16 protein-coding genes and 1 tRNA gene are annotated in these 20,239 nt (G+C 58.3%); 7 read left to right on the forward strand and 10 right to left on the reverse strand.

From position 1 onward, the window contains the following. Positions 1–42: 42 nt before the first annotated feature. Positions 43–1,299 carry an NAD(P)/FAD-dependent oxidoreductase gene (locus tag AC13DD_RS19700; protein ID WP_053113421.1) on the reverse strand — a complete coding sequence of 419 codons (1,257 nt, stop codon included), beginning with the start codon at positions 1,297–1,299 and terminating at the stop codon, positions 43–45. Between the two features lie 176 nt (positions 1,300–1,475). Between AC13DD_RS19700 and AC13DD_RS19705 the strand changes: the two genes are divergently transcribed. Then, on the forward strand, positions 1,476–3,032 hold the full coding sequence (locus tag AC13DD_RS19705; protein ID WP_474545884.1) for a phospholipase D family protein: 1,557 nt from the start codon (positions 1,476–1,478) through the stop codon (positions 3,030–3,032). A gap of 20 nt (positions 3,033–3,052) precedes the next feature. On the opposite strand, the gene AC13DD_RS19710 is transcribed toward AC13DD_RS19705, so the two are convergent. Beyond that, on the reverse strand, positions 3,053–5,446 hold the full coding sequence (locus AC13DD_RS19710) for a 7TM diverse intracellular signaling domain-containing protein (RefSeq protein ID WP_482931631.1): 2,394 nt from the start codon (positions 5,444–5,446) through the stop codon (positions 3,053–3,055). Positions 5,447–5,634: 188 nt separating this feature from the next. On the opposite strand from AC13DD_RS19710, the gene AC13DD_RS19715 reads away from it, so the two are divergent. Next, entirely contained in the window at positions 5,635–6,999 is a 1,365-nt protein-coding gene (locus AC13DD_RS19715; RefSeq protein ID WP_474545883.1) for an OmpP1/FadL family transporter, read from the forward strand. A gap of 26 nt (positions 7,000–7,025) precedes the next feature. On the opposite strand, the gene AC13DD_RS19720 is transcribed toward AC13DD_RS19715, so the two are convergent. From AC13DD_RS19720 to def, 8 genes are all read right to left on the reverse strand, one after another. Beyond that, positions 7,026–7,102 (reverse strand) — tRNA-Pro (locus tag AC13DD_RS19720). Positions 7,103–7,137: 35 nt separating this feature from the next. Then, on the reverse strand, positions 7,138–7,695 hold the full coding sequence (gene gmhB, locus AC13DD_RS19725) for a D-glycero-beta-D-manno-heptose 1,7-bisphosphate 7-phosphatase (RefSeq protein WP_014578870.1): 558 nt from the start codon (positions 7,693–7,695) through the stop codon (positions 7,138–7,140). 28 nt (positions 7,696–7,723) lie between these two features. Beyond that, complete coding sequence (glyS, locus tag AC13DD_RS19730) at positions 7,724–9,805, reverse strand: glycine--tRNA ligase subunit beta (RefSeq protein WP_053113427.1); 2,082 nt, start codon at positions 9,803–9,805, stop codon at positions 7,724–7,726. A 2-nt stretch (positions 9,806–9,807) separates the two neighbouring features. Next, positions 9,808–10,833, reverse strand: a complete 1,026-nt coding sequence (gene glyQ, locus AC13DD_RS19735; RefSeq protein ID WP_041645858.1) for a glycine--tRNA ligase subunit alpha — start codon at positions 10,831–10,833, stop codon at positions 9,808–9,810. A gap of 105 nt (positions 10,834–10,938) precedes the next feature. Beyond that, positions 10,939–12,342, reverse strand: a complete 1,404-nt coding sequence (gene trkA / locus AC13DD_RS19740; protein ID WP_439531716.1) for a Trk system potassium transporter TrkA — start codon at positions 12,340–12,342, stop codon at positions 10,939–10,941. After that, the gene (rsmB, locus tag AC13DD_RS19745) at positions 12,339–13,640 is read right to left on the reverse strand and encodes a 16S rRNA (cytosine(967)-C(5))-methyltransferase RsmB (protein WP_482931632.1); all 1,302 of its coding nucleotides are present in this window, start codon (positions 13,638–13,640) and stop codon (positions 12,339–12,341) included. The genes trkA and rsmB overlap by 4 nt, the downstream gene beginning before the upstream one ends. A gap of 1 nt (position 13,641) precedes the next feature. Next, on the reverse strand, positions 13,642–14,577 hold the full coding sequence (gene fmt / locus AC13DD_RS19750; protein ID WP_482931633.1) for a methionyl-tRNA formyltransferase: 936 nt from the start codon (positions 14,575–14,577) through the stop codon (positions 13,642–13,644). A 93-nt stretch (positions 14,578–14,670) separates the two neighbouring features. Next, positions 14,671–15,174, reverse strand: a complete 504-nt coding sequence (gene def, locus AC13DD_RS19755; protein ID WP_482931634.1) for a peptide deformylase — start codon at positions 15,172–15,174, stop codon at positions 14,671–14,673. A 418-nt stretch (positions 15,175–15,592) separates the two neighbouring features. Here def and AC13DD_RS19760 point away from each other — a divergent pair, with 418 nt between their 5' ends. The 5 genes from AC13DD_RS19760 to aroE all read left to right on the forward strand — a co-directional run bounded on the left by AC13DD_RS19760 (position 15,593) and on the right by aroE (position 20,195). Further along, complete coding sequence (locus AC13DD_RS19760) at positions 15,593–16,609, forward strand: LysM peptidoglycan-binding domain-containing protein (protein WP_008176670.1); 1,017 nt, start codon at positions 15,593–15,595, stop codon at positions 16,607–16,609. 71 nt (positions 16,610–16,680) lie between these two features. Then, positions 16,681–17,823, forward strand: a complete 1,143-nt coding sequence (gene dprA / locus AC13DD_RS19765) for a DNA-processing protein DprA (protein ID WP_482931635.1) — start codon at positions 16,681–16,683, stop codon at positions 17,821–17,823. Positions 17,824–17,867: 44 nt separating this feature from the next. Continuing rightward, a complete protein-coding gene (gene tsaC / locus AC13DD_RS19770) occupies positions 17,868–18,440 on the forward strand; it encodes an L-threonylcarbamoyladenylate synthase type 1 TsaC (protein ID WP_008176674.1) in 573 nt (190 codons plus the stop codon). Positions 18,441–18,448: 8 nt separating this feature from the next. Continuing rightward, positions 18,449–19,375: an oxygen-dependent coproporphyrinogen oxidase gene (gene hemF / locus AC13DD_RS19775; protein ID WP_008176676.1), complete on the forward strand. Its 927-nt coding sequence runs from the start codon at positions 18,449–18,451 to the stop codon at positions 19,373–19,375. Then, complete coding sequence (aroE, locus tag AC13DD_RS19780) at positions 19,368–20,195, forward strand: shikimate dehydrogenase (RefSeq protein ID WP_008176678.1); 828 nt, start codon at positions 19,368–19,370, stop codon at positions 20,193–20,195. Before hemF ends, aroE begins: the two co-directional genes overlap by 8 nt. Positions 20,196–20,239 lie beyond the last annotated feature (44 nt).

Consider the following 20,239-nt stretch of genomic DNA (forward strand, 5'->3'; position numbering starts at 1 on the left):
AACACAAGGTTTCGGTGCCTTTACCCCTAAAGGTTTGGCAACTTATCTTTTGGCCGGTTTCGCGAGCCATTCATGCCCCTTTAACATGCCATGCCAGTAAAGGGTCGGCAGCTGCTTGGCCTTCAGCCACCAGGCGGCTCGGGTAGCCTTGGTGCCATCGTTGATCCATTTCGGGAAGCTGGGCTGGAGTACGCCGCCGTAGCCGAATTCCGCCAGTACGATCTTGCCGTTTTCCACGGTCAGCGGGCAGGAACCATAGCCCAGATAGGCGGCCTCAAGGGGCTGGTCTCGGAGCGTGGCCACCAGGTTTTCCGCCACCACCGGCGCCTGTTTGCGCACCGCGGCGGCGGTTTTTGCGTTTCCGGTTCCGCTCACGTCGCCAAGGCCAAAAATGTTGGTGTAGGTTTTATGGCGCAGGGTATCGTCCTCAAGATTCAGCCAGCCGCCTTCATTTGCCAGTGCGGATTCCCGGATCAGCTTCGGTGCCCGCTGGGGCGGCACGGCGTGCAGCATATCAAAGCTTACTTCGCGGTCCTGGCTGTTGCCCTCGCCATCGGTTGAGCGGAAAACGGCTGTTTTCGAAGGCCCGTTCACGGCAACCAGTGTGCTCTGGAAATTCAGGTCGATGCCGTATTTTTCGACATAGGCTTCCAGGGCCGGGACGTAATCGGCGACACCAAACAAGACGGCTCCGGCGTTATGAAACTGGATATCCACATTGTTGAGCACGCCGTGCTTGAGCCAGTAATCGGCAGACAGATACATGGCTTTCTGAGGGGCGCCTGCACATTTGATCGGCATTGGCGGCTGGCTGAAAAGAGCCCGGCCTTTCTTGAGCTTCTGCACAATGTCCCAGGTGTAGCTGGCCATGCCTTCCCGGTAGTTGGAGGTGACCCCGTTGGAGCCCAGCGCCTCCTCAAGACCTTCGATGCCGCCCCAGTTCAGCTCCAGGCCGGGAGCGAGAACCAGCGCCTTGTATTGCATGGATGAGCCGTCACCCAGGGAAACCTGGTTGTTGTCCTGGTCGATGGCGGTCACCGGTTGCTGGTACCAGGACACGAAACTGGGCATGACGTCTGACATGGGCTTGGAGGTGACCTCGGGCCGGAAAACCCCGCCTCCCACCATCGTCCAGCCGGGCTGGTAGTGGTGCCGGATGGCTGGCTCCACGATGGCAATGTCGATGCTGCTATCCCGTTTGTGGATGCTGGATGCTACCGATATACCGGCTGCCCCGCCGCCCACGATTATGACGGTATGAGTTTTGACGCTGCCCGTGGTGGTTGTGTTGCTGGTCATGCCTCGAACCTCTTGTCTTTGTTTGCTCTGCGCGAGTGGTGTTTGAGATATATCAAAGCGTACCAAACTTTAGAGTCTAACGTTATATCAATAGGAAATATAAAGATCGGAAATGCTTTGTGTCATGCTTCAAGGGGAAGACTCTCTCAATCTCGACCTGGATGGCCCCGTGCAAAATGACTGAATGCCGAACTTTTACCCTTCTTGCACTCCTAATGCTGACAGGTCTGCTGGCAGGTTGTGCGTTGCCATCCTTGAAAGACCGCTCACAGTCTGTCGCTTTCGTTCAGGCGCAGACGGCGGATACGCGCCTTGGCAGCGCAGTTGGCAGAGAGATTGAAGCCCACCCCGATCTCAGTGGTATTACAACGCTGGAGGATCCACTGGACGCTTTCGTTGCCCGCGCTTTGCTCGCCGAGGCCAGCGAGAGATCCCTGGATGTCCAGTACTACATCTGGCGGGACGATATTACCAGCAAGCTGCTTCTGTACTCGCTATATCGCGCGGCCGAACGCGGCGTTCGGGTTCGGCTGCTTCTGGATGACAACGGCATCGCCGGCATGGACGATTTCCTGGCGGCGTTAAATCATCACGACAACGTCGAGGTTCGGCTGTTCAATCCGTTTGTGATTCGTAGTTCCAGGACTTTGGGCTTTCTGACGGACTTTGGTCGCCTGAATCGCCGGATGCACAACAAGTCATTCACGGCTGACAACCAGGCCTCCATTATTGGCGGCCGCAACATTGCTGATGAGTATTTCGGTGTGGGTGACGGTACGCTGTTCGCGGATCTGGATGTTCTGGCGATCGGGCCCGTCGTGGAGCGTGTCTCCAGGGATTTTGATCGCTACTGGGCGAGTCAGTCCGCGTACCCGGTGGATCGGTTGCTCGCAGGCGCCGATGATGAGGATCTGGATGCCATGGCAGCAAGTCTTGCTTCCGTCGAACAGGATGCTGAAGCCCGGCGCTTCGTGGCTGCTTTGCAGAATTCGGATTTTCTCAGGGAATTGCTGGACCGGGAGGTCTCTTTTGTCTGGGCGCCGGTAGAGATGGTGAGCGATGATCCTGCCAAGGCCCAGGGGCTCGAAGGAGAGCAGGGTCGATTGAGCCAACAGTTGGCCCTGGCGTTGGGTGAACCTGAAAAGACAGTGACCCTGGTTTCGCCCTACTTCGTTCCCGGTAATCGTGGCGTTGAGCTGTTTCGCGAGCTTGAAAGCGCCGGTGTGCAGGTGCGGATTCTCACCAACTCCCTGGAAGCCAACGACGTCGCCCTGGTGCATTCAGGCTATGCGAAATACCGGGAGGCCCTATTAAAGGCAGGCGTTGAGTTGTTCGAGCTGCGCAAATTCAGGTCTGAGGATGCAGACAGCAAGTCGAGCCCTGGCGGCATTGCCGGCAGCTCGGCCGCCAGCCTTCACGCCAAAACCTTTGCCGTAGATGGTCAGTCGCTTTTCGTTGGTTCCTTCAATTTCGACCCCCGTTCAGCGAATCTGAACACCGAGCTGGGTTTTCTGATCAAGAGCCCGGAGCTGGCGACCGCACTGGAATCCGCCTTTCCCGAGAAAGTGAGGCTGGCGGCTTATGAGGTTGTGCTGGATAAAGAAGGCGATCTCCGGTGGCTGGAATTCACGGGTACAGAAACGATTGAGCATCGCCACGAGCCGAATACCGGCCCTTTCAAACGGGCATTGGTGTATCTGTTCTCTCTGTTGCCTGTGGAGCCGTTGCTGTAATCCGGCATGCCCGATTACTGTCATGAATCTATCAGCGAATCCTTGAGTCCTCGTTGCTCACGTACTCTTGTGACGACACGGTGTTCTGCATAGTGAGTAACAAGTCGTTGCAGCTTTTCCATTCGCAGCGGCTTGGTGCAGTAGTCATCCATGCCGGCCTCAAGACATTGGGTCCGATAGCTTTCACTGGCGTTGGCGGTAACCGCGATAATGGGTGTGTCCAGGTTGGCGGCGGCTTTCAATCTGATCTCACGAGTGGCTTCAATGCCGTCCATGACTGGCATCTGGCAATCCATGATAATCATATCCCACGGTTCGTTCATGGCGGCTTGTACAGCTTCCAGGCCGTTTTGGACCCCCTCTGAAATCACCCCTATTTTCTCGAGCTGTTTGCGAAGAATCATCCGGTTACCGGCGTCGTCTTCCACGACAAGAACCCTGGGCACCTGAATCACGTCGCCAAGGCTCAGCTGGTCTGGATCGTGGTGCTCTGACTGGTGAACATCGCCGTAGGGTACTGTGACTTCCAGCGTTGTGCCGTGATCCGATGTTTCAAGAACTCTCATCTGGCCGCCAAGGGCATTGGCCAGAGAACTGGCAAGGGGTAACCCCAGGCCCACACCGCCGTAACGCCGAGTGAGGCCAGCTTCTCCCTGCCTGAAGGCCTGGAATACTTTCTCCCTCTGTGCATCCGGGATACCAGGCCCAGTGTCTGATACCAGAATCCGCAAAACGGAATCGTCTGTCAGTCTGCTCCCTCGAACCAGCACTTCGCCCCCTGCAGATGTGAACTTCACGGCATTATCGATGAGCTGGTACAGGACCTTTTCAAGCATCAAACCATCCATGAAGACCTTTCCAGGTACTGAGTCTTCCATGCCGAATGCGAGGGAAACCGGTTTGGCCCTTGCGGCCTCCCGGAACTCGTATTCGAGCAGATCGAACAGGGACTGAGGCTCGAAAATCTGGGGCGAGCTGAGCAGGTTCTCTTCCTGGGCATCAACGAAGTCCAGAATGCCACCGACCTGCCGGGTCATTCGCAGATTGGCGTACTCGATCAGACGGAATGCGTCGTTCTGCTCCCGGTTAAGCGGTGCCTCCCGAAGCAGATCCAGCTGGCCCTGGATGGTATGCAGGGGCGTGCGCAACTCGTGGCTGACCGCATTCAGGAAGTCATCCTTGATACGGTTGCTGCGTTCGAGGGCCTTTCGGGCTTTTTCGCTGACATGGATCTGCTGGGCCTGCAGGGTGTCCCGTTCGTCGCGAAGGATTTTTATGCGGGATGCCAGGGCTAGTGAGAACAGAGCCATTTCCCAGGACATGGCTCCGGGGATGTAGTACATCACCCATTGGCTACCTTCAATAATACCCAGAGAATCCAAAGCCGTTACATTTTGAGCGATGATTAAGGGAATCCAGCCAATCAGAAAATACAGAGCCGGTTGGTATTTTTTCCTTGCCTGAATGAAGGCAAAAGGAAGGAACGGAAGGTAAGCAGCCATCCCAATAGTTGCGGCAAGGAAGGCAACGGTCTTGAGCGACAGAAAAGGCGTTGCAACCAGGAGAACCAGATAAATGAGCGACAGAAAACGGTACATCTGGTTAACCCATTGCGCGAGCGTCCCCAGTTGAAGAACCCTTGAAACAAATTGGATAGTAAGAAGGGGCATGAGAATCAAAAGGGTTTTACCTAGCAAATTAAACTGGGCTTCGTTCATTCCCAGATAGGCTTGCAGGTTTGTCAGGCTCAAAGAGTAGACTAAAACACCAGATGCAATTACCACGTAAAAAAGGTAGATGGGGTCTCTGATACTGAAAAACAGGAAAAGGTTATAAACCGTCAGCGCAAAGATAATTGACGCCAGACTAACGCTGAGAGCGGTATGGAAGACTGCCTCACTGAAGAGGTCGGTTTGATTAAGAACTTTCACCGGCGTATTTATCGGAAAGTCCGCCTCGAATCGAATGTGAATATCCGAAACCGATGAGATCTTGGGTAACTCGAAGATCAGGTGATGAAATGGAATAGCCTTCTGTTGCGGCGGTTCGAGAAAAAATTTGGGGTTTTGGGAAACTGGGGAACCATCGATAAATACTTGAGCGCTTGAGGCCAGAGGGCTTAGTAGTAACCAGCGCTGTTCAATGGTTTCGGCTGCATTTATCTTGCCCCTTATCCACACGAATGGCTCACGAGGTTCACTGGTAAAAACATCATGATTTATTGGAGACCAGGCAGCGTGTTTTTCTGGAGGTGGTGTTTCCTGATCCCAAGCTCCTTTAAAGACCTCCATCGTCTGGGTCAGATTTCTGGCGTATCCCTGTTGCTCTGCGGCGGTTGCGCAAAAAGACAGTAGTAAAAGAGATGAAAAAATCACTACCAGGAGAGCGGTCCCTCTCCGACCAACGTCAGTCATTCAAAGTTCCTTGATCTATAGGCCCACAGAACACCCACAGGTTTTGCTATCGAATCCCCCGAACGATTGGTGCTTGGAGAGCATAATTGACTCTACTGAATGTCACGTAGTTAGCGTCTTTGTCTTCTTTGATTTGATAGGTGTGTCGCCGAAATCTATACTTCGGAGCCTACTCAAAAGGATGCTGTATGTATAGCTCAAGGTCAGGTTTTGTAAAGAGATTTCGCGCAGTTGTTGCATTGGCCGTCTTTATCCCTTTGACAGCTTTCGCCGGCGGCTTGTCCAATAGTGACCAAAGCGCCAGTGTCTCCGGTGTCAGCAACGCCGGCAGTGTCGCCAACCCGGAAAATGCTTCCACGATCTTTTTCAATCCCGCCGGGATGAGCCAGCTTTCCGGCACCAACATCTCATTGGGTGCGATCGTTTTCGAGATCGACGCCGTGGGCAGGGACTCCCAAACATCGGCAACCCGTGCCAATGGCGATCCGGTTGTCGGTGATGGTGGTGGTGATCACGTTAAAACGTTTGCAGTACCCAATGCCTACCTTACCCATGAAGTGAACGACTGGCTGGATGTCGGTCTGGGGGTCTACGTTCCTTACGGCCTCGGCTTCGATTACGGCGATGCTTTTGCAGGGCGATATATTGGTGATGAAATTGAACTGGTGTCCTACGGTGTGAGTCCCTCCTTTGCGGTAAACAGCGGCGAGGGATTCTCATTGGGTGGCAGCATCAATGTGCTTTATGCCGATGCCGAGCAGCGTAATCCAGTTGATTTCAGTGGCATCGAATCACGTTTTTCACTTCCTCGCGGCACTCTGAACGATGGCTACGCGACATTGGAGGGAGATGATGTTGCATTGGAGTTCACTGTCGGCCTGCTCTGGCAGGCGACTCCTGAAACGTCGCTTGGACTCGCTGCCCGCACGGGCACCGAATTCAATCTGAAGGGTACCGGCACCATCAACAACTTCCCCACCCTGTCAGCCAGTGGTCTGACTCAAACAACTGTCTCTGAGCAGATAGAAGTCCCGATCACGATTCCTCAAAGCCTGAGTGTCGGTCTTGCTCACCAATGGAGTGACACACTTGAACTGCTTGCCGGAGCAACTTGGGCGAAATGGAGTGATGCTTCGGCGCTGTCGGTCGTATCCCGCGAGAAGACGCCGGCGGCTTTCCCTGCCGAGCAGCCGTCCGAGGAGCAGGTTCAGAGTTGGAAAGACACTTGGCAGTGGCGGGTTGGCGCAATCTGGCAGGTCGCACCAACATGGTCACTGAAGGCAGGCTATTTGTTTGACGAATCTCCCGTCACCATCGAGACGCGTTCGCCGCTGACACCGTTCGATGATTACCATCAGGTTTCTCTGGGTGCACAGATTCGCGATTTGGCAGGCGACTGGACGGTAGACATGTTTGTCGCACGAGTCTTTTATGAGGGCGATATTTCCATCGATTATAAGGCGACGGATCCTTTGCAGGGGCAGACTTCATTCAAAAGCGAGTACGACGTGGTGCCGTGGACAGCTGGCTTGCAGTTAAGCAGGGAGTTTTAACACGGGAAGGAATCAAAGCGGGAAAATGGTCGGCGTGGCAGGATTCGAACCTGCGACCCCTTCGTCCCGAACGAAGTGCGCTACCAAGCTGCGCCACACGCCGATCAACGGCCGGTATTATACGGATTCGCTTCGGTTTTACCAGCCCTCGGCGGATAAAAGGGCGTCCGTAAATTTGCTGAGATTATCATAGATACTGACATCGGCGCCGGGTATGGGTCTGGCGTCCAGGTGGCGTTCGGTGTCCAGTCCGTTACCGGTTCGCACGAGGACCGGACGACACCCTTCAGCGTGGCCGGCCTCCAGGTCCTTGCGGCTGTCTCCCACCATGATGACCCCTTCAAGGCTGGCGAGATGAAAATGCTCGCGGATCTGCTCCAGCAGACCGGTCAGTGGCTTGCGGCAGCAGCACTGGTCGTCGGGGTGGTGGGGGCAGTAGGCAATGAAGTCGATGCAGCCACCCTGGGCTTCCACCAGCTGCTCGAGCTTCTCATGCATGGCATCCAGCTCATCGGTGTCGTAGTAGCCGCGGCCGATGCCTGACTGGTTGGTGGCGATGGCAATGCGATGGCCGGCAATACAGAGCCGGGCCACCGCTTCAACGCTGCCGGGAATGGGGTGCCATTCATCTGCCGAGCAGATGTAATTGCCATCGTATTCGTTGATGACCCCGTCCCGGTCGAGAATGATCAACATCGCTGTGCGCGTGCCCCTTGGTCCGGCCTCAGCCTGCTGTGGGCAGCAGGGAGATATCCGCAACGCGCAGGAACAGGTTGCGCAGGCGGTTCAGCAGCGCCAGCCGGTTGTTCCTTACCGCCTCGTCGTCGGCCATGACCATCACTTCATCAAAGAAGTTGTCCACCGGTGCCCGCAGGCTGGCCAGTGAACTCAGGGCACTGGCGTAGTCGCCGTTCTCGAACAGCGGCAGAACCTTCGCGGCCTGTTGGTCGACCTGCTCGGCGAGGGCCTTTTCGGCGCTGTCCTGCAGCAGGCTGGCGTTGACCGTTTCACCGATGCTGTCGCCACCCTGTTTGGTCAGGATGTTCGAAACCCGCTTGTTGGCGCCGGCCAGGGCCTGCGCTTCGGGCAGCTGCCGGAAGGCTTCTACCGCTTTTACCCGGCGGTCGAAATCCAGCGGGCGGGTCGGACGGCGGGCGTGAACGGCCAGGTAGACCTCGGCGCCAATGCCCTGTTCGTCGTAGTGGGCACGGAAGCGCTCCAGCATATAGTCCACCACGGTGCTGGCGGTGTTCTGCTCGGTCAGCACGGTGAAGTTCTCTTCGGCCCACTCGCAGCAGGTTTGCAGGTCCAGCGGCAGTTCGCGCTCGATGATAATGCGCAGCACCCCGAGGGAGGCCCGGCGGAGGGCGAACGGGTCCCGTGTGCCGGATGGCGGCTGGTTGATGCCGAACAGGCCCACCAGGGAGTCCAGACGGTCCGCGATGGCAATGGCACAGCCGGTCAGGGTTGTTGGCAAATCGTCGCCGGCGAAACGGGGCATGTACTGTTCGTTCAGTGCCTTGGCCACGTCTTCCGGTTCGCCGTCGTTAGCGGCGTAGTACTGGCCCATGATGCCCTGCAGGTCGGTGAACTCCAGGACCATTTCGGTAACCAGGTCGGTCTTTGCCAGCATGGCGGCGCGCTCGGCCAGGGCCGGATCACTGCCGATGGCGTCGGCGATTTTCTTGGCCAGGGCGGCAACGCGCACAGACTTGTCGTAGATGCTCCCCAGTTTCTCCTGGAACACGATGGGCTTGAGGGCGTCGATGCGATCCTCGAGCTTGGTCTTCCGGTCGGTTTCATAGAAGAACGCGGCGTCGGACAGCCGGGGCCGGATCACCTTCTCGTTACCGGAAACAACCTGTGACGGATCCTTGCTCTCGATGTTCGCAACGGTGATGAACAGCGGCAGCATTTCCCCGTCGGCGGCCACCACGTGGAAGTACTTCTGGTGTTCCTTCATGGAGGAGATCAGCGCTTCCGCAGGAACCTCGAGGAACCGCTCCTCAAAGCGCCCCATCAAGGGTACCGGCCATTCGTTCAGTGCGGTGACCTCGTCCAGCAGGTCCTCATCAATGACTGCCTTGCCACCGGCTTCCTTCTCGGCCAGCTCGGTGACGCCGGCACGGATCTGTTCCCGGCGCTCGGCGAAATCGGCAATCACATAGCCTTCCTGCTTGAGGACGACTTCGTAATCACTCGGCGTAGGTACGATCAGGGATTTCGGGCAATGGAAGCGGTGACCGCGGGTCTTGTTGCCCGGAGTCAGGCCCATGATGGGCGCCTCAATCACCTTGTTGCCGAACAGCATTACTACCCAGTGGACCGGACGCACGAACTCGGTACGGTGGGCACCCCAGCGCATGCGCTTGGGAATCGGCAGGCCGGCCAGTGATTGCTCCACCAGTTCCGGCATCAGCTCTACGGTGGGCTTGCCCTGTTCGACTGTGCGGTAGACCACCCAGGCACCCTTGTCGGTTTCCAGGGTGTCGAGCTGGTCCGGGGTCACGCCCAGAGAGGTGGCAAAGCCGGTCAGCGCGCGGGTCGGATTGCCGGCATCATCAAAGGCCGCCTTGACGGCAGGGCCACGTTTTTCAACCGACTTGTCCGGCTGGGAGTCAGCCAGATCCCGGATGCGCACGGCCAGACGGCGCGGAGCGGCAAAGGCTTCAACTTTGCCGAATTCGATGCCCGCTTCTTCCAGGCCCCGGGCAATGCCCTGGGTGAAGGCGTCAGACAGCGGCTTGAGGGCCTTGGGGGGCAGCTCTTCGGTGCCCAGTTCGACCAGAAAATCCTGTGTTGCCATGGTTATGCGTTCCCCTGTTCCTGCTGTGCCTTCTTCGCTTTCTTGCCCTTCTTGCTTTTCGCCTTGTCGTCGGCGGCCTCAGCGGCGGCAAGGACTTCCTTGCGCAACGCCTCGGGGGCGAGCGGGAAGCCAAGCGAGCGACGGCTGTCGAAGTACGCCTGGGCTACGGCACGAGCCAGGGTGCGAACCCTCAGGATGAAGCGCTGACGCTCGGTAACCGAGATGGCATGGCGGGCGTCCAGCAGGTTAAAAGTATGGGAGGCCTTGAGAACCTGTTCATAGGCTGGCAGGGCCAGGCCGGCTTCGATCAGCCTTGCGCTCTCCCGCTCGTGAACATCAAAGCTATGAAACAGGAACTCGGTGTCAGCGTGCTCGAAGTTGTAGGTAGACATCTCCACTTCCTGCTGGTGGAACACGTCACCGTAGGTGACCACACCGTCCGGACCTTCGGTCCAGACCAGGTCGTACACGCTGTCGACGCCCTGCAGGTACATGGCGATCCGCTCAAGACCGTAGGTGAGCTCGCCGGTCACCGGGAAGCACTCCAGGCCACCGACTTGCTGGAAGTAGGTAAACTGGGTCACTTCCATGCCATTCAGCCAGATTTCCCAACCCAGGCCCCAGGCACCCAATGTCGGGGACTCCCAGTTGTCCTCTACAAACCGGATATCGTGCACCAGCGGATCAAGGCCCAGTGCACGCAGGGAATCCAGATACAGTTCCTGAATATTGTCCGGTGACGGCTTCAGAACCACCTGGAACTGGTAGTAATGCTGCAGGCGGTTTGGGTTCTCACCGTAACGGCCGTCGGTGGGACGGCGGCTGGGCTGAACGTAGGCGGCGTTCCAGGTTTCCGGCCCGATGGCACGCAGGAAGGTGGCCGGGTGGAACGTGCCGGCACCTACTTCCATGTCCAGTGGCTGGAGGACCACGCAGCCATGCTGCGCCCAGAAATTCTGCAGAGCCAGGATAAGGCCCTGGAAGGTCCCGATATCCGGAGTTGTCTGTTTCGTTGCCTTGTCTGTCACGACGGTTGCCTGCTGATCAGTCTGTGTGTGGCGCCCCGGTTGTCCTTCGGGGCGCTCCGAAAAAAGAAAGGCGCATTATACGCGTGCTGGCTGTGTATTTCTAAGTCAGAAGAAGGTAAGACCCACCTGGAACAGTTTTTCCACATCCCGGATGCGGGTTTTGTCCACCAGGAACAGGATAACGTGGTCGTCCGGCTGGATCCGGAGATGATCGTGGGCGATCAGGACTTCGTTGCGGCGCACGATGGCGCCGATGGTGGTGCCTTCTGGCAGGTTGATTTCATCAAGCCGTTTACCGACCACTTTCGAAGACCGGTGATCCCCGTGGGCAATCGCTTCAATTGCCTCTGCCGCGCCCCTGCGAAGTGAGTGAACGTTCACAACATCACCCCGGCGAACGTGGGTCAGAAGGCTGCCAATTGTGGTCTGCTGGGGTGAGATGGCCACGTCGATGTCGCCGCCCTGAATCAGGTCCACGTAGTCCGGATTGTTGATCAGGGTCAGGACCTTGCGGGCGCCCAGGCGCTTGGCCAGCAGTGACGCCATGATGTTGGCTTCATCGTCGTTGGTTACCGCACAGAACACATCGGTATTCTCGATGTTTTCTTCCAGGAGGATGTCCTTGTTGGCGGCGTTCCCCTCCAGCACCACGGTTTTCCGCAGGTTTTCCGAGAGCATGACACAGCGTTCGTGGTCCCGCTCCAGCAGTTTGACCTGGTAGCGGTTTTCCAGGGTATGGGCCAGCCGCTGACCGATATTGCCGCCTCCGCAGATAAAGATCCGCTTGTAGGGTTTTATCAGCGGTTGTAGTTCACTCATCACCGACTTTATGTGGTCGCCGGCGGCAATAAAGAACACCTCATCACCGTCTTCAATAACAGTGTTGCCCTCGGGCATGATCGCGCGGTCTTTCCGGAAGATGGCCGCCACCCGGGTATCGATCTTGGGCATGTGGGTGCGCAGGTAAGACAGCTCGTGGCCCACCAGCGGGCCACCCTTGGTGGCACGGATGGCCACAAGGCGGGTCAGGCCCTTGGAAAACTCCAGTACCTGGAGGGCGCCGGGGTTCTCGATCAGCCGGGTGATGTGTTTGGTCACCAGGTGTTCGGGGCTGATCAGAACATCAATGGGAAAACCCCGCAGGCTGTCGAGGTCCTTGGTCTGGTCGCGCTGGTAGAAAAGCTCGGATTTCGCCAGGTAGGCGTTGGCGCGCACCCGGCATATGGTGGTCGGGGTCTTGTAAAGCAGTTTGGCCACCTGGCAGGCGACCATGTTGGTTTCGTCGCTGTTGGTGACGGCAATCAGCATGTCGGCGTCTTCGGCCCCGGCCTGTCGCAGTGCCGTGGGATAGGACGCCGCGCCCTGAACGGTGCGGATGTCGAGCCGGTCCTGCAACTCGCGCAATCGGGCACCATCGCTGTCGATGATGGTGATGTCGTTGGCTTCGTTGGCAAGGTTTTCGGCAAGTGTACCGCCGACTTGGCCGGCACCGAGAATCAGGATTTTCATGGTTCGGGTTTCTCCAGCACGGCGTAGAAGAAGCCGTCATGGCTGTCCGGATCCGGGAGCAGTTGCCGCCCCGCACCCATATCGCGCCCCCACTGAGCATCCGGCTCAACGAGAATGGCATCGGTCTGCTGCTTGCAAAACCGCTGAATTATACGGTGGTTTTCCTGCGGGAACACCGAGCAGGTGGCATACACCAGCCGGCCTCCGGGTTTCAGGATAGCCCACATTGCGTCCAGCAACCCGAGCTGTATGGCCGCCAGGGGGGTAATGTCCGATTCACGGCGCAATAACTTGATATCAGGGTGGCGACGAATCACGCCGCTGGCGCTGCAGGGCACGTCCAGCAGAATGCGATCGAATGCCTCGCCGTCCCACCATTGGTCGGTCGCGGCTGCATCCGCCTTCTTCAGGGTGGCGTTGAGATCAAGGCGATCCAGATTCTCCTGTACCCTGGGCAGTCGATCAGCGGATTCGTCAATGGCGACCACTTCCGCCAGCTCGCCACAGCTCTCCAGAATCGCGCAGGTTTTGCCGCCAGGAGCGGCACAGGCATCCAGAACCCGCTGGCCAGGCGCCAGGTCCATCAGGGTGGTGCACAATTGCGCGGCCTCATCCTGCACGCTGACAGCGCCATCGGCGAACCAGGGCAGCCGGTCGACAGGAACCGGGGTGGCCAGCTGAATACCGTGGGGCGCGAAGCGCGTCGCGTTTGCTTCGATACCGGCCTCAGCCAGCAGGCCAAGATACTCATCCCGTCCGAAGCGCAGGGCGTTTACCCGGAGCGTCATGGGTGCCTGGGCATTGTTGGCGTCGAGAATGTGTTGCCAGTCTTCCGGCCAGTTGTGACGGAGCTTTTCCACCATCCACACCGGGTGGCTGAACCTGGCGGCATCGTCTGCCGGTTCTGGTGCGCCTTCCCGCTCTGCGGCCCTGAGGACACCATTCACCAGCCCGGTCAAATGGGGTTTGTCCAGGGCCCTACAGGCTTCAACAGTTTCATTGAGAACGGCGTAATTGGCCTGTTGGCTGAAGCGCAACTGGAACAGGGCAACCAACATCAGGTGATGGATGATGCGGTCAGGTTTGCGCAGAGGTTTTTTCAGCCGGCTGTTGAGCTCTCCCTCGAGGCGGTGATACCAGCGGCAGGTGCCGTAACAGAGCGCCTGGAGAACCGGGCGTTCATTGGCGGGCAGGCGGTTCAGTGCGGGCGGCAGGCACTGGGACAGGGACTGGCCATTCTCCACGGAAAGCATCACACCCGCGGCGATGGCGCGCATGGGGTGTTGTCGGTCGCCCATCTCAGCGCAGCTCCTGGCCGGGCATGAGCAGTTCCTTGCCGCCATTGATCAGGTCGTTCACGCTCTGGGCGCGGGAGCCCGGCAGCTGGAGACGGGTGATGCGCAGGGTGCCGTTGCCGCAGGCAATGTCGATGCCGTCCCGGTCCCGTTGTACTACGGTGCCGGGGAAAGCGTCGCTGGCGGTAACCAGGGCCTGGGCTTCGTGAATCCGGATGCGTTGGTCACCCTGATCGGTGTAGGTTCCGGGCCAGGGGTTAAAGGCGCGAACCAGCCGTTCAATGGCTGTGGCATCTGCGGCCCAGTCAATATGGCCTTCGGTCTTGCTCAGTTTGCTGGCGTAGCAGGCCAGCTGGTCGTTTTGGGATTCCCCGGTGAGTTCGCCCTTCTGAAGAAGCTCCAGGGCCTTGATGATGGCCAGGCCACCGAGTTCAGCCAGGCGGTCATGGAGACTGCCGCCGGTGTCGTTGTCCTCGATGGTGGTCAGGGATTTCAACAGCATGGCGCCGGTATCCAGACCCTCGTCCATCTGCATGATGGTGATGCCGGTTTCCGCATCGCCTGCCGCTATGGCCCGCTGAATAGGTGCGGCGCCGCGCCAGCGTGGCAGCAGCGAGGCGTGGATGTTCAGGCAACCGTGGGTTGGAATGTCCAGGACCGCCTTCGGCAGGATTAGACCATAGGCCGCGACAATCATCACGTCCGGATTCAGATCGGACAATTGCTTCTGGGCGTCGGGCGTTTTCAGTGTTTCGGGCTGGAAGACCGGGATCCCGTGGTCCAGCGCCACCTGCTTGACCGGGCTGGGCTGCAGCTTCCGGCCACGGCCGGCGGGACGGTCCGGCTGGGAATAAACGCCAACAATGGTGTGGCCGGCCGCAATCAGGGCCTGGAGCGCGGTCGCCGCAAAATCCGGTGTGCCAGCAAAAACAAGTCGCACGGTGTTGTGATCTCTGTTCCGTTGTATACGAAAAGACCGGGTCATGACCCGGTCCGGAATAGTGTCTGGTTTTGACGCTCGCCTGCAGCCTGATCAGGCGCTCTTCTTGTGCAGCTTCTCCAGCTTCTTGCGAATGCGAGTGCGCTTGAGCGAGCTGAGATAGTCCACGAACAGCTTGCCGTTCAGGTGATCCATCTCATGCTGGATGCAGACAGCCAGCAGGCCTTTGGCCTCCAGTTCGAACGGTTTGCCGTTCCGGTCCAGGGCCCGGATCATGCAGTGTTCGATCCGTTCGACGTCTTCGTAGAATCCGGGTACCGACAGGCAGCCTTCCTGCATGGCTTCCCGTTCACCGTCGAGCACTTCCACCTCGGGGTTAATGAACACCCGCGGCTCGCTCTTGTCCTCGGACAGATCCATAACGATGATCTGTTTGTGCACATTCACCTGGGTGGCCGCAAGGCCAATGCCGGGCGCATCGTACATGGTCTCGAACATGTCGTCGATCAGCTTGCGGTCGGCGTCTGTCACCTCTTCTACCGGTTTGGCAATGGTGCGTAGACGGGGATCCGGGTATTCGAGAATCTCTAGTATCATAGGTCGGTCTTTTAGCCTGTATGTCGGGATGCCCGCGGTATTGTGCCGGCATGCCTTTTGACTTTGCTGCTCTTTGTAACAGTGTGAAACTGATCTCCGAAATGCGACAGCGTACTGCGCAAATTTTCACCTTGCCTCTACTATTATCGGGGCAAGGCCCCAGCTTTCAACGGCTGGAGGAGTTCTCAAGCTTTATACGACTATTATCCAACAATTCGTCGATTGAGTACAAACTGATCAGTTAATAGTTAAAATCTTTCAACGACGGGATAGAATTTACTGGAAGAACAAAAGATAACATCACAATTTGCGAGACTTCTTCTATAGTAACTGGAATAACAACGTAATAAGCTTCAGGTAACTGACTGCATCCCAACAGAATGCAAAGAATCAAGGCACGCGATCAAGGACTTACACAATGAGGAAACTGCTGTACGCTCTGGCAGCAACTACGCTGCTTATAACCTCCTGGGCTCATGCTGCACCGGAGCTGCGGTCCGATCATCCCGAGCGTTACACCGTAGTTAAGGGTGACACCCTCTGGGACATTTCGGCCCGTTTTCTGAACAACCCCTGGTACTGGCCGGAAATATGGCATGTAAACCCGCAGGTCGCCAACCCTCACCTGATTTATCCCGGTGATCGCCTTGCCCTGGTTTATATTGATGGCAAGCCCCGTATTACGAAGGTTGCCAGCAACGATGTCGTAAAGCTGTCGCCCAAGGTACGTTCCGAGCCCATCGATACGCCCATCCCGGCGATCCCGCTTGATGCCATTGGCAGTTTCCTGACGGACACCCGTATTGTCAGTCCGGAAGAGATCAACGGTGCTCCGTATGTTCTAGAAGGTGAAGACGGCCGGATTATCACCGGTGCCGGCGACAAGCTGTATGCTCGCGGAGAAAAGCCTGCAGACAAAGTGGGTGTATTTCGGCGCAGCAAGGAGTTCCGGGATCCGGATACTGGCGAGTTCCTCGGTCTTGAGGCGCGCAGTATTGCCCGTGGTGATGTCGCCCGGGAAAACGGCGATGTGCTGACCGTAAACCTGACCAGCTCCAGCGAAGAAGTTCGCATTGGCGACCGACTGATGGTGAGTGAAGACCGCCGTCTGACCACCAGCTTTGTGCCCAGTGCTCCCGACCAGGATATTGAAGGGCAGATGATCTCGGTTGATGGCGGTGTAAGCCAGATCGGTCAGTTTGATGTGGTTGCCATAAACCGCGGCACTCGGGAAGGTCTGGAAGCTGGCAACGTGATGGCCGTGCTGAAAAGCGGCAACCTGGTTCGCGATCCGGTGACCGGAGAAACCATCGAGCTGCCCTCCGAGCGTGCCGGGTTGCTGATGGTGTTCCAGGCTTATGAAAAAATGAGCTACGGTCTGGTGCTGCAGGCCAACCGCGTGTTGACGGTGGGCGACAAGGTGACCAACCCCTGATTGACTGACTACCGATAGACGCAACGGCCGGACCAGGAAAGTCCGGCCTCGCTGTTTTCAAGGATGATGCCGTGTTTTCCTCTGCCACAGCCCAATGGCTGTTCCTGACTTGCCTGCCCGGCCTCGGCCGTACCCGTCGGCGTGAACTGCTGACTGAATTTCCTGATTTGCCCCAAATGCTTTCCATGAATGCTGCAACCCTGCGGGCCGTGGGCATGACTGCAGACGCCATGGCCGCAATCCAGGCCTGGCAAAAGCAGGATGATGCGCATCCGGCGGTTCGTGAGGTGCGGACCATAATGCACGATTGCCAGAAGCATGCCGTCGGTATTCTGACCTGGGGAGATACCCACTACCCCGAGCAGCTCCGGCACATTCACGACGCGCCCCTGGTGCTCTTCACCCGAGGTGATACGGAGCTCCTGGCACGGGACCAGATCGGTATCATCGGTAGTCGCAAGGCTACGCCCGCCGGCCTGGATCATGCCCGGCGTTTTGCCGCCGAACTGAGCGCCCGCGATCTGATGGTGACCAGCGGTCTGGCGCTCGGGGTCGATGGCGCTGCCCATGCGGGGGCACTGGATGCGGGGTATCCCACCGTCGCGGTGATTGGCTGTGGCCTCGACCGCGTCTACCCTCACCAGCATCGCCGCCTGGGTGAGCGAGTCGTTGCCGACGGACTGATGATTTCCGAGTATCCTCCTGGCACGCCGGCAAGAGCCGCGCACTTTCCCCAACGTAACCGGATTATCAGTGGCCTGAGCCGTGGGGTGCTGGTGGTCGAGGCGGGACTGCGCAGCGGCTCCCTGATTACCGCGAGGATGGCGCTGGAGCAGGGGCGGGAAGTATTCGCCATTCCCGGCTCGGTGCATAGCCCGGTTGCCCGCGGCTGTCATCATCTGATCAAGCAGGGCGCCCGACTGGTGGAAACGGTGGATGACATTCTGGAGGAACTGGGCGCCTGGTGGTCCCCGCCGCTTACGCCCAAGCCTGCTTCAGAGCCAGAACCAAAGCGCCATGACAACGGATCCCTGGCCGGCCTGGACAGTCGCGAAATCGCGGTGTTTGAGGCTTTAGGGTATGATCCACAATCAACCGATGCACTGAGTTCAGCAACCGGTCTTCCAGCCGATCAACTCATGCAGTCCCTGTTGCTTCTGGAGTTGCAGGGCCTGGTCAGTTCGGCGCCGGGAGGTTTTCAGAAAATCGCCTGAATCCGGTGTAACCATCTACCCTGATCAATTCTGACACGAGCAGTATGGCCCACTCCCATCCCCTTTCTGACTGGCAACTGCACTGTGCTCGCCGCACAGTGTTCAGTGGCGGTGTTATTGCCTATCCCACCGAAGCTGTCTGGGGCCTGGGATGTGACCCCTGGGATCAGGAGGCGGTGGAGCGGATTCTGGAACTGAAACAGCGCCCGGTCGAAAAAGGGATGATTCTGGTGGCTTCGTCCGTGGACCAGATCCGCTTTCTGCTCGATCCCCTTACCCGGTCGATGCAGGCCGAAGCGGAGCGCCATTGGCCAGGCCCTGTGACCTGTCTGCTGCCAGACATTGAGCGCCAGATTCCGGGCTGGGTCCGTGGACAACACAGTTCCATTGCCGTCCGGGTCAGCGAACATCCTGTGGTACGTGCGCTCTGCGAGGCCACGGGCATGCCTCTGGTCTCCACATCCTGCAATCCGGCCGGGCGCCAGCCAGCCCGGCATATCTGGCAGGTCAGGGGCTACTTTGGCGATCAGCTTGACTGGATCGTACCGGGGGCATTGGGTGGTAATCGCAAACCCAGTCGTATTATTGATATTGTCAGTGGTCAGCAACTTCGTTAGGAGCGTTTATGGCACAGCAACCCGATAGCCAGGCGGTAAAGCAGTACCTGCTGGGATTGCAGGAATCGATCTGTAGCCGACTGGAGGCTGTCGATGACGGTGCATCGTTCATCCGGGATGCCTGGGACCGGCCGGAAGGCGGCGGCGGTGTCAGCCGGGTGATCACCGAAGGCCGGGTGTTCGAGAAAGGCGGTGTTAATTTCTCTCTCGTCATGGGCGATACCATGCCAGCTTCGGCCACCGCTCATCGTCCCCATCTGGCCGGTGCTCCCTGGCAGGCCATGGGTGTGTCCCTGGTGATCCACCCCAACAACCCCTATGTGCCGACCTCCCACGCCAACGTGCGGTTTTTTATTGCCACGCCGCAGAACAGCGAGCCGGTTTATTGGTTTGGCGGCGGCTACGACCTCACGCCTTACTACGGTTTTGAGGAAGACTGTGTGCACTGGCACCGAACAGCCCGCGATGCCTGCGAGCCGTTCGGAGAGGGCACCTACAAGCGCTTCAAGGACTGGTGCGATGATTACTTTTATCTGAAACACCGGGATGAACCCCGGGGTGTTGGTGGTCTGTTTTTTGATGACCACAACACCGGCGACTTCGAGCAGGATTTCGGCCTGATGAAAGCGGTGGGGGATAGCTACATAGACGCCTACGAGCCGATCGTCCGGCGCCGAATGGATCATCCGTTTGGTGACCGTGAGCGGGATTTCCAGCTCTACCGCCGGGGGCGCTACGTGGAATTCAACCTGGTCTATGACCGCGGCACCCTGTTTGGCCTGCAATCCGGCGGTCGCACCGAATCCATACTGATGTCGCTGCCGCCGCTGGTGCGCTGGGACTACAACCGGACCGCGGAGCCCGATTCGGAAGAAGCCCGGCTGACAGACTATTTCCTGACCGGGCGGAACTGGCTGGAGACCCAACATGACTAACGATCTCTACGCGGTAGTTGGCAACCCCATCAGCCACAGCAAATCGCCGAGGATCCACAGCCTGTTTGCCAGCGAGACCGGTGAGCCGGTTGAGTACACGGCCATCCAGGCGCCACTGGATGATTTTGCCGGCACGGTGAGGCAATTCTTTGAACGGGGTGGCAAGGGCCTGAACGTAACCGTGCCCTTCAAGGAGGACGCCTGGAAGCTGGCGGACCGTCGTACCGAGCGGGCCGAGAATGCCGGGGCCGCCAATACCCTGTATCTCGATGACGAGGGCCGGCTCACCGCTGACAACACTGACGGGTGCGGTATTGTGCGAGACCTGGTTGTGAACCACGGTGTTGTCCTTGGGCAGGCACGCATCCTGGTGCTGGGGGCCGGTGGCGCGGTTCGTGGTGTTCTGGGGCCGATCCTGGCGGAGCATCCTGCCGCCATTACCATTGCCAACCGGACGGTTGCCAAGGCTGACGCGCTGGTTAAGCTGTTTAAACCCGTGGCGGGCGAGACCGCGCTTTCTGCCTGCGGATTCGAACAGCCCCGGGAGCCTTTTGACGTGATCATCAACGGTACCAGTGCCAGCCTCCAGGGCGATCTGCCACCGCTGTCACCGGAGGTACTCGGAGAGCAAACGGTGGTCTACGACATGATGTATTCTCTGCAGACCACCACCTTCAATCAGTGGGCACTTGAACAGGGCGCACAGATCGTCCATGACGGGCTTGGTATGCTGGTGGAGCAGGCGGCTGAATCGTTCCGGATCTGGCGCGGCATCAGCCCCGCCACACGTCCTGTCATTGAGGAATTGCGTAACGACTGAGTCGCGGCCCCCGGATTGGGCTATGCTCAGGGTCAACATTCCGT

Source organism: Marinobacter sp. L-13 (assembly GCF_056857715.1).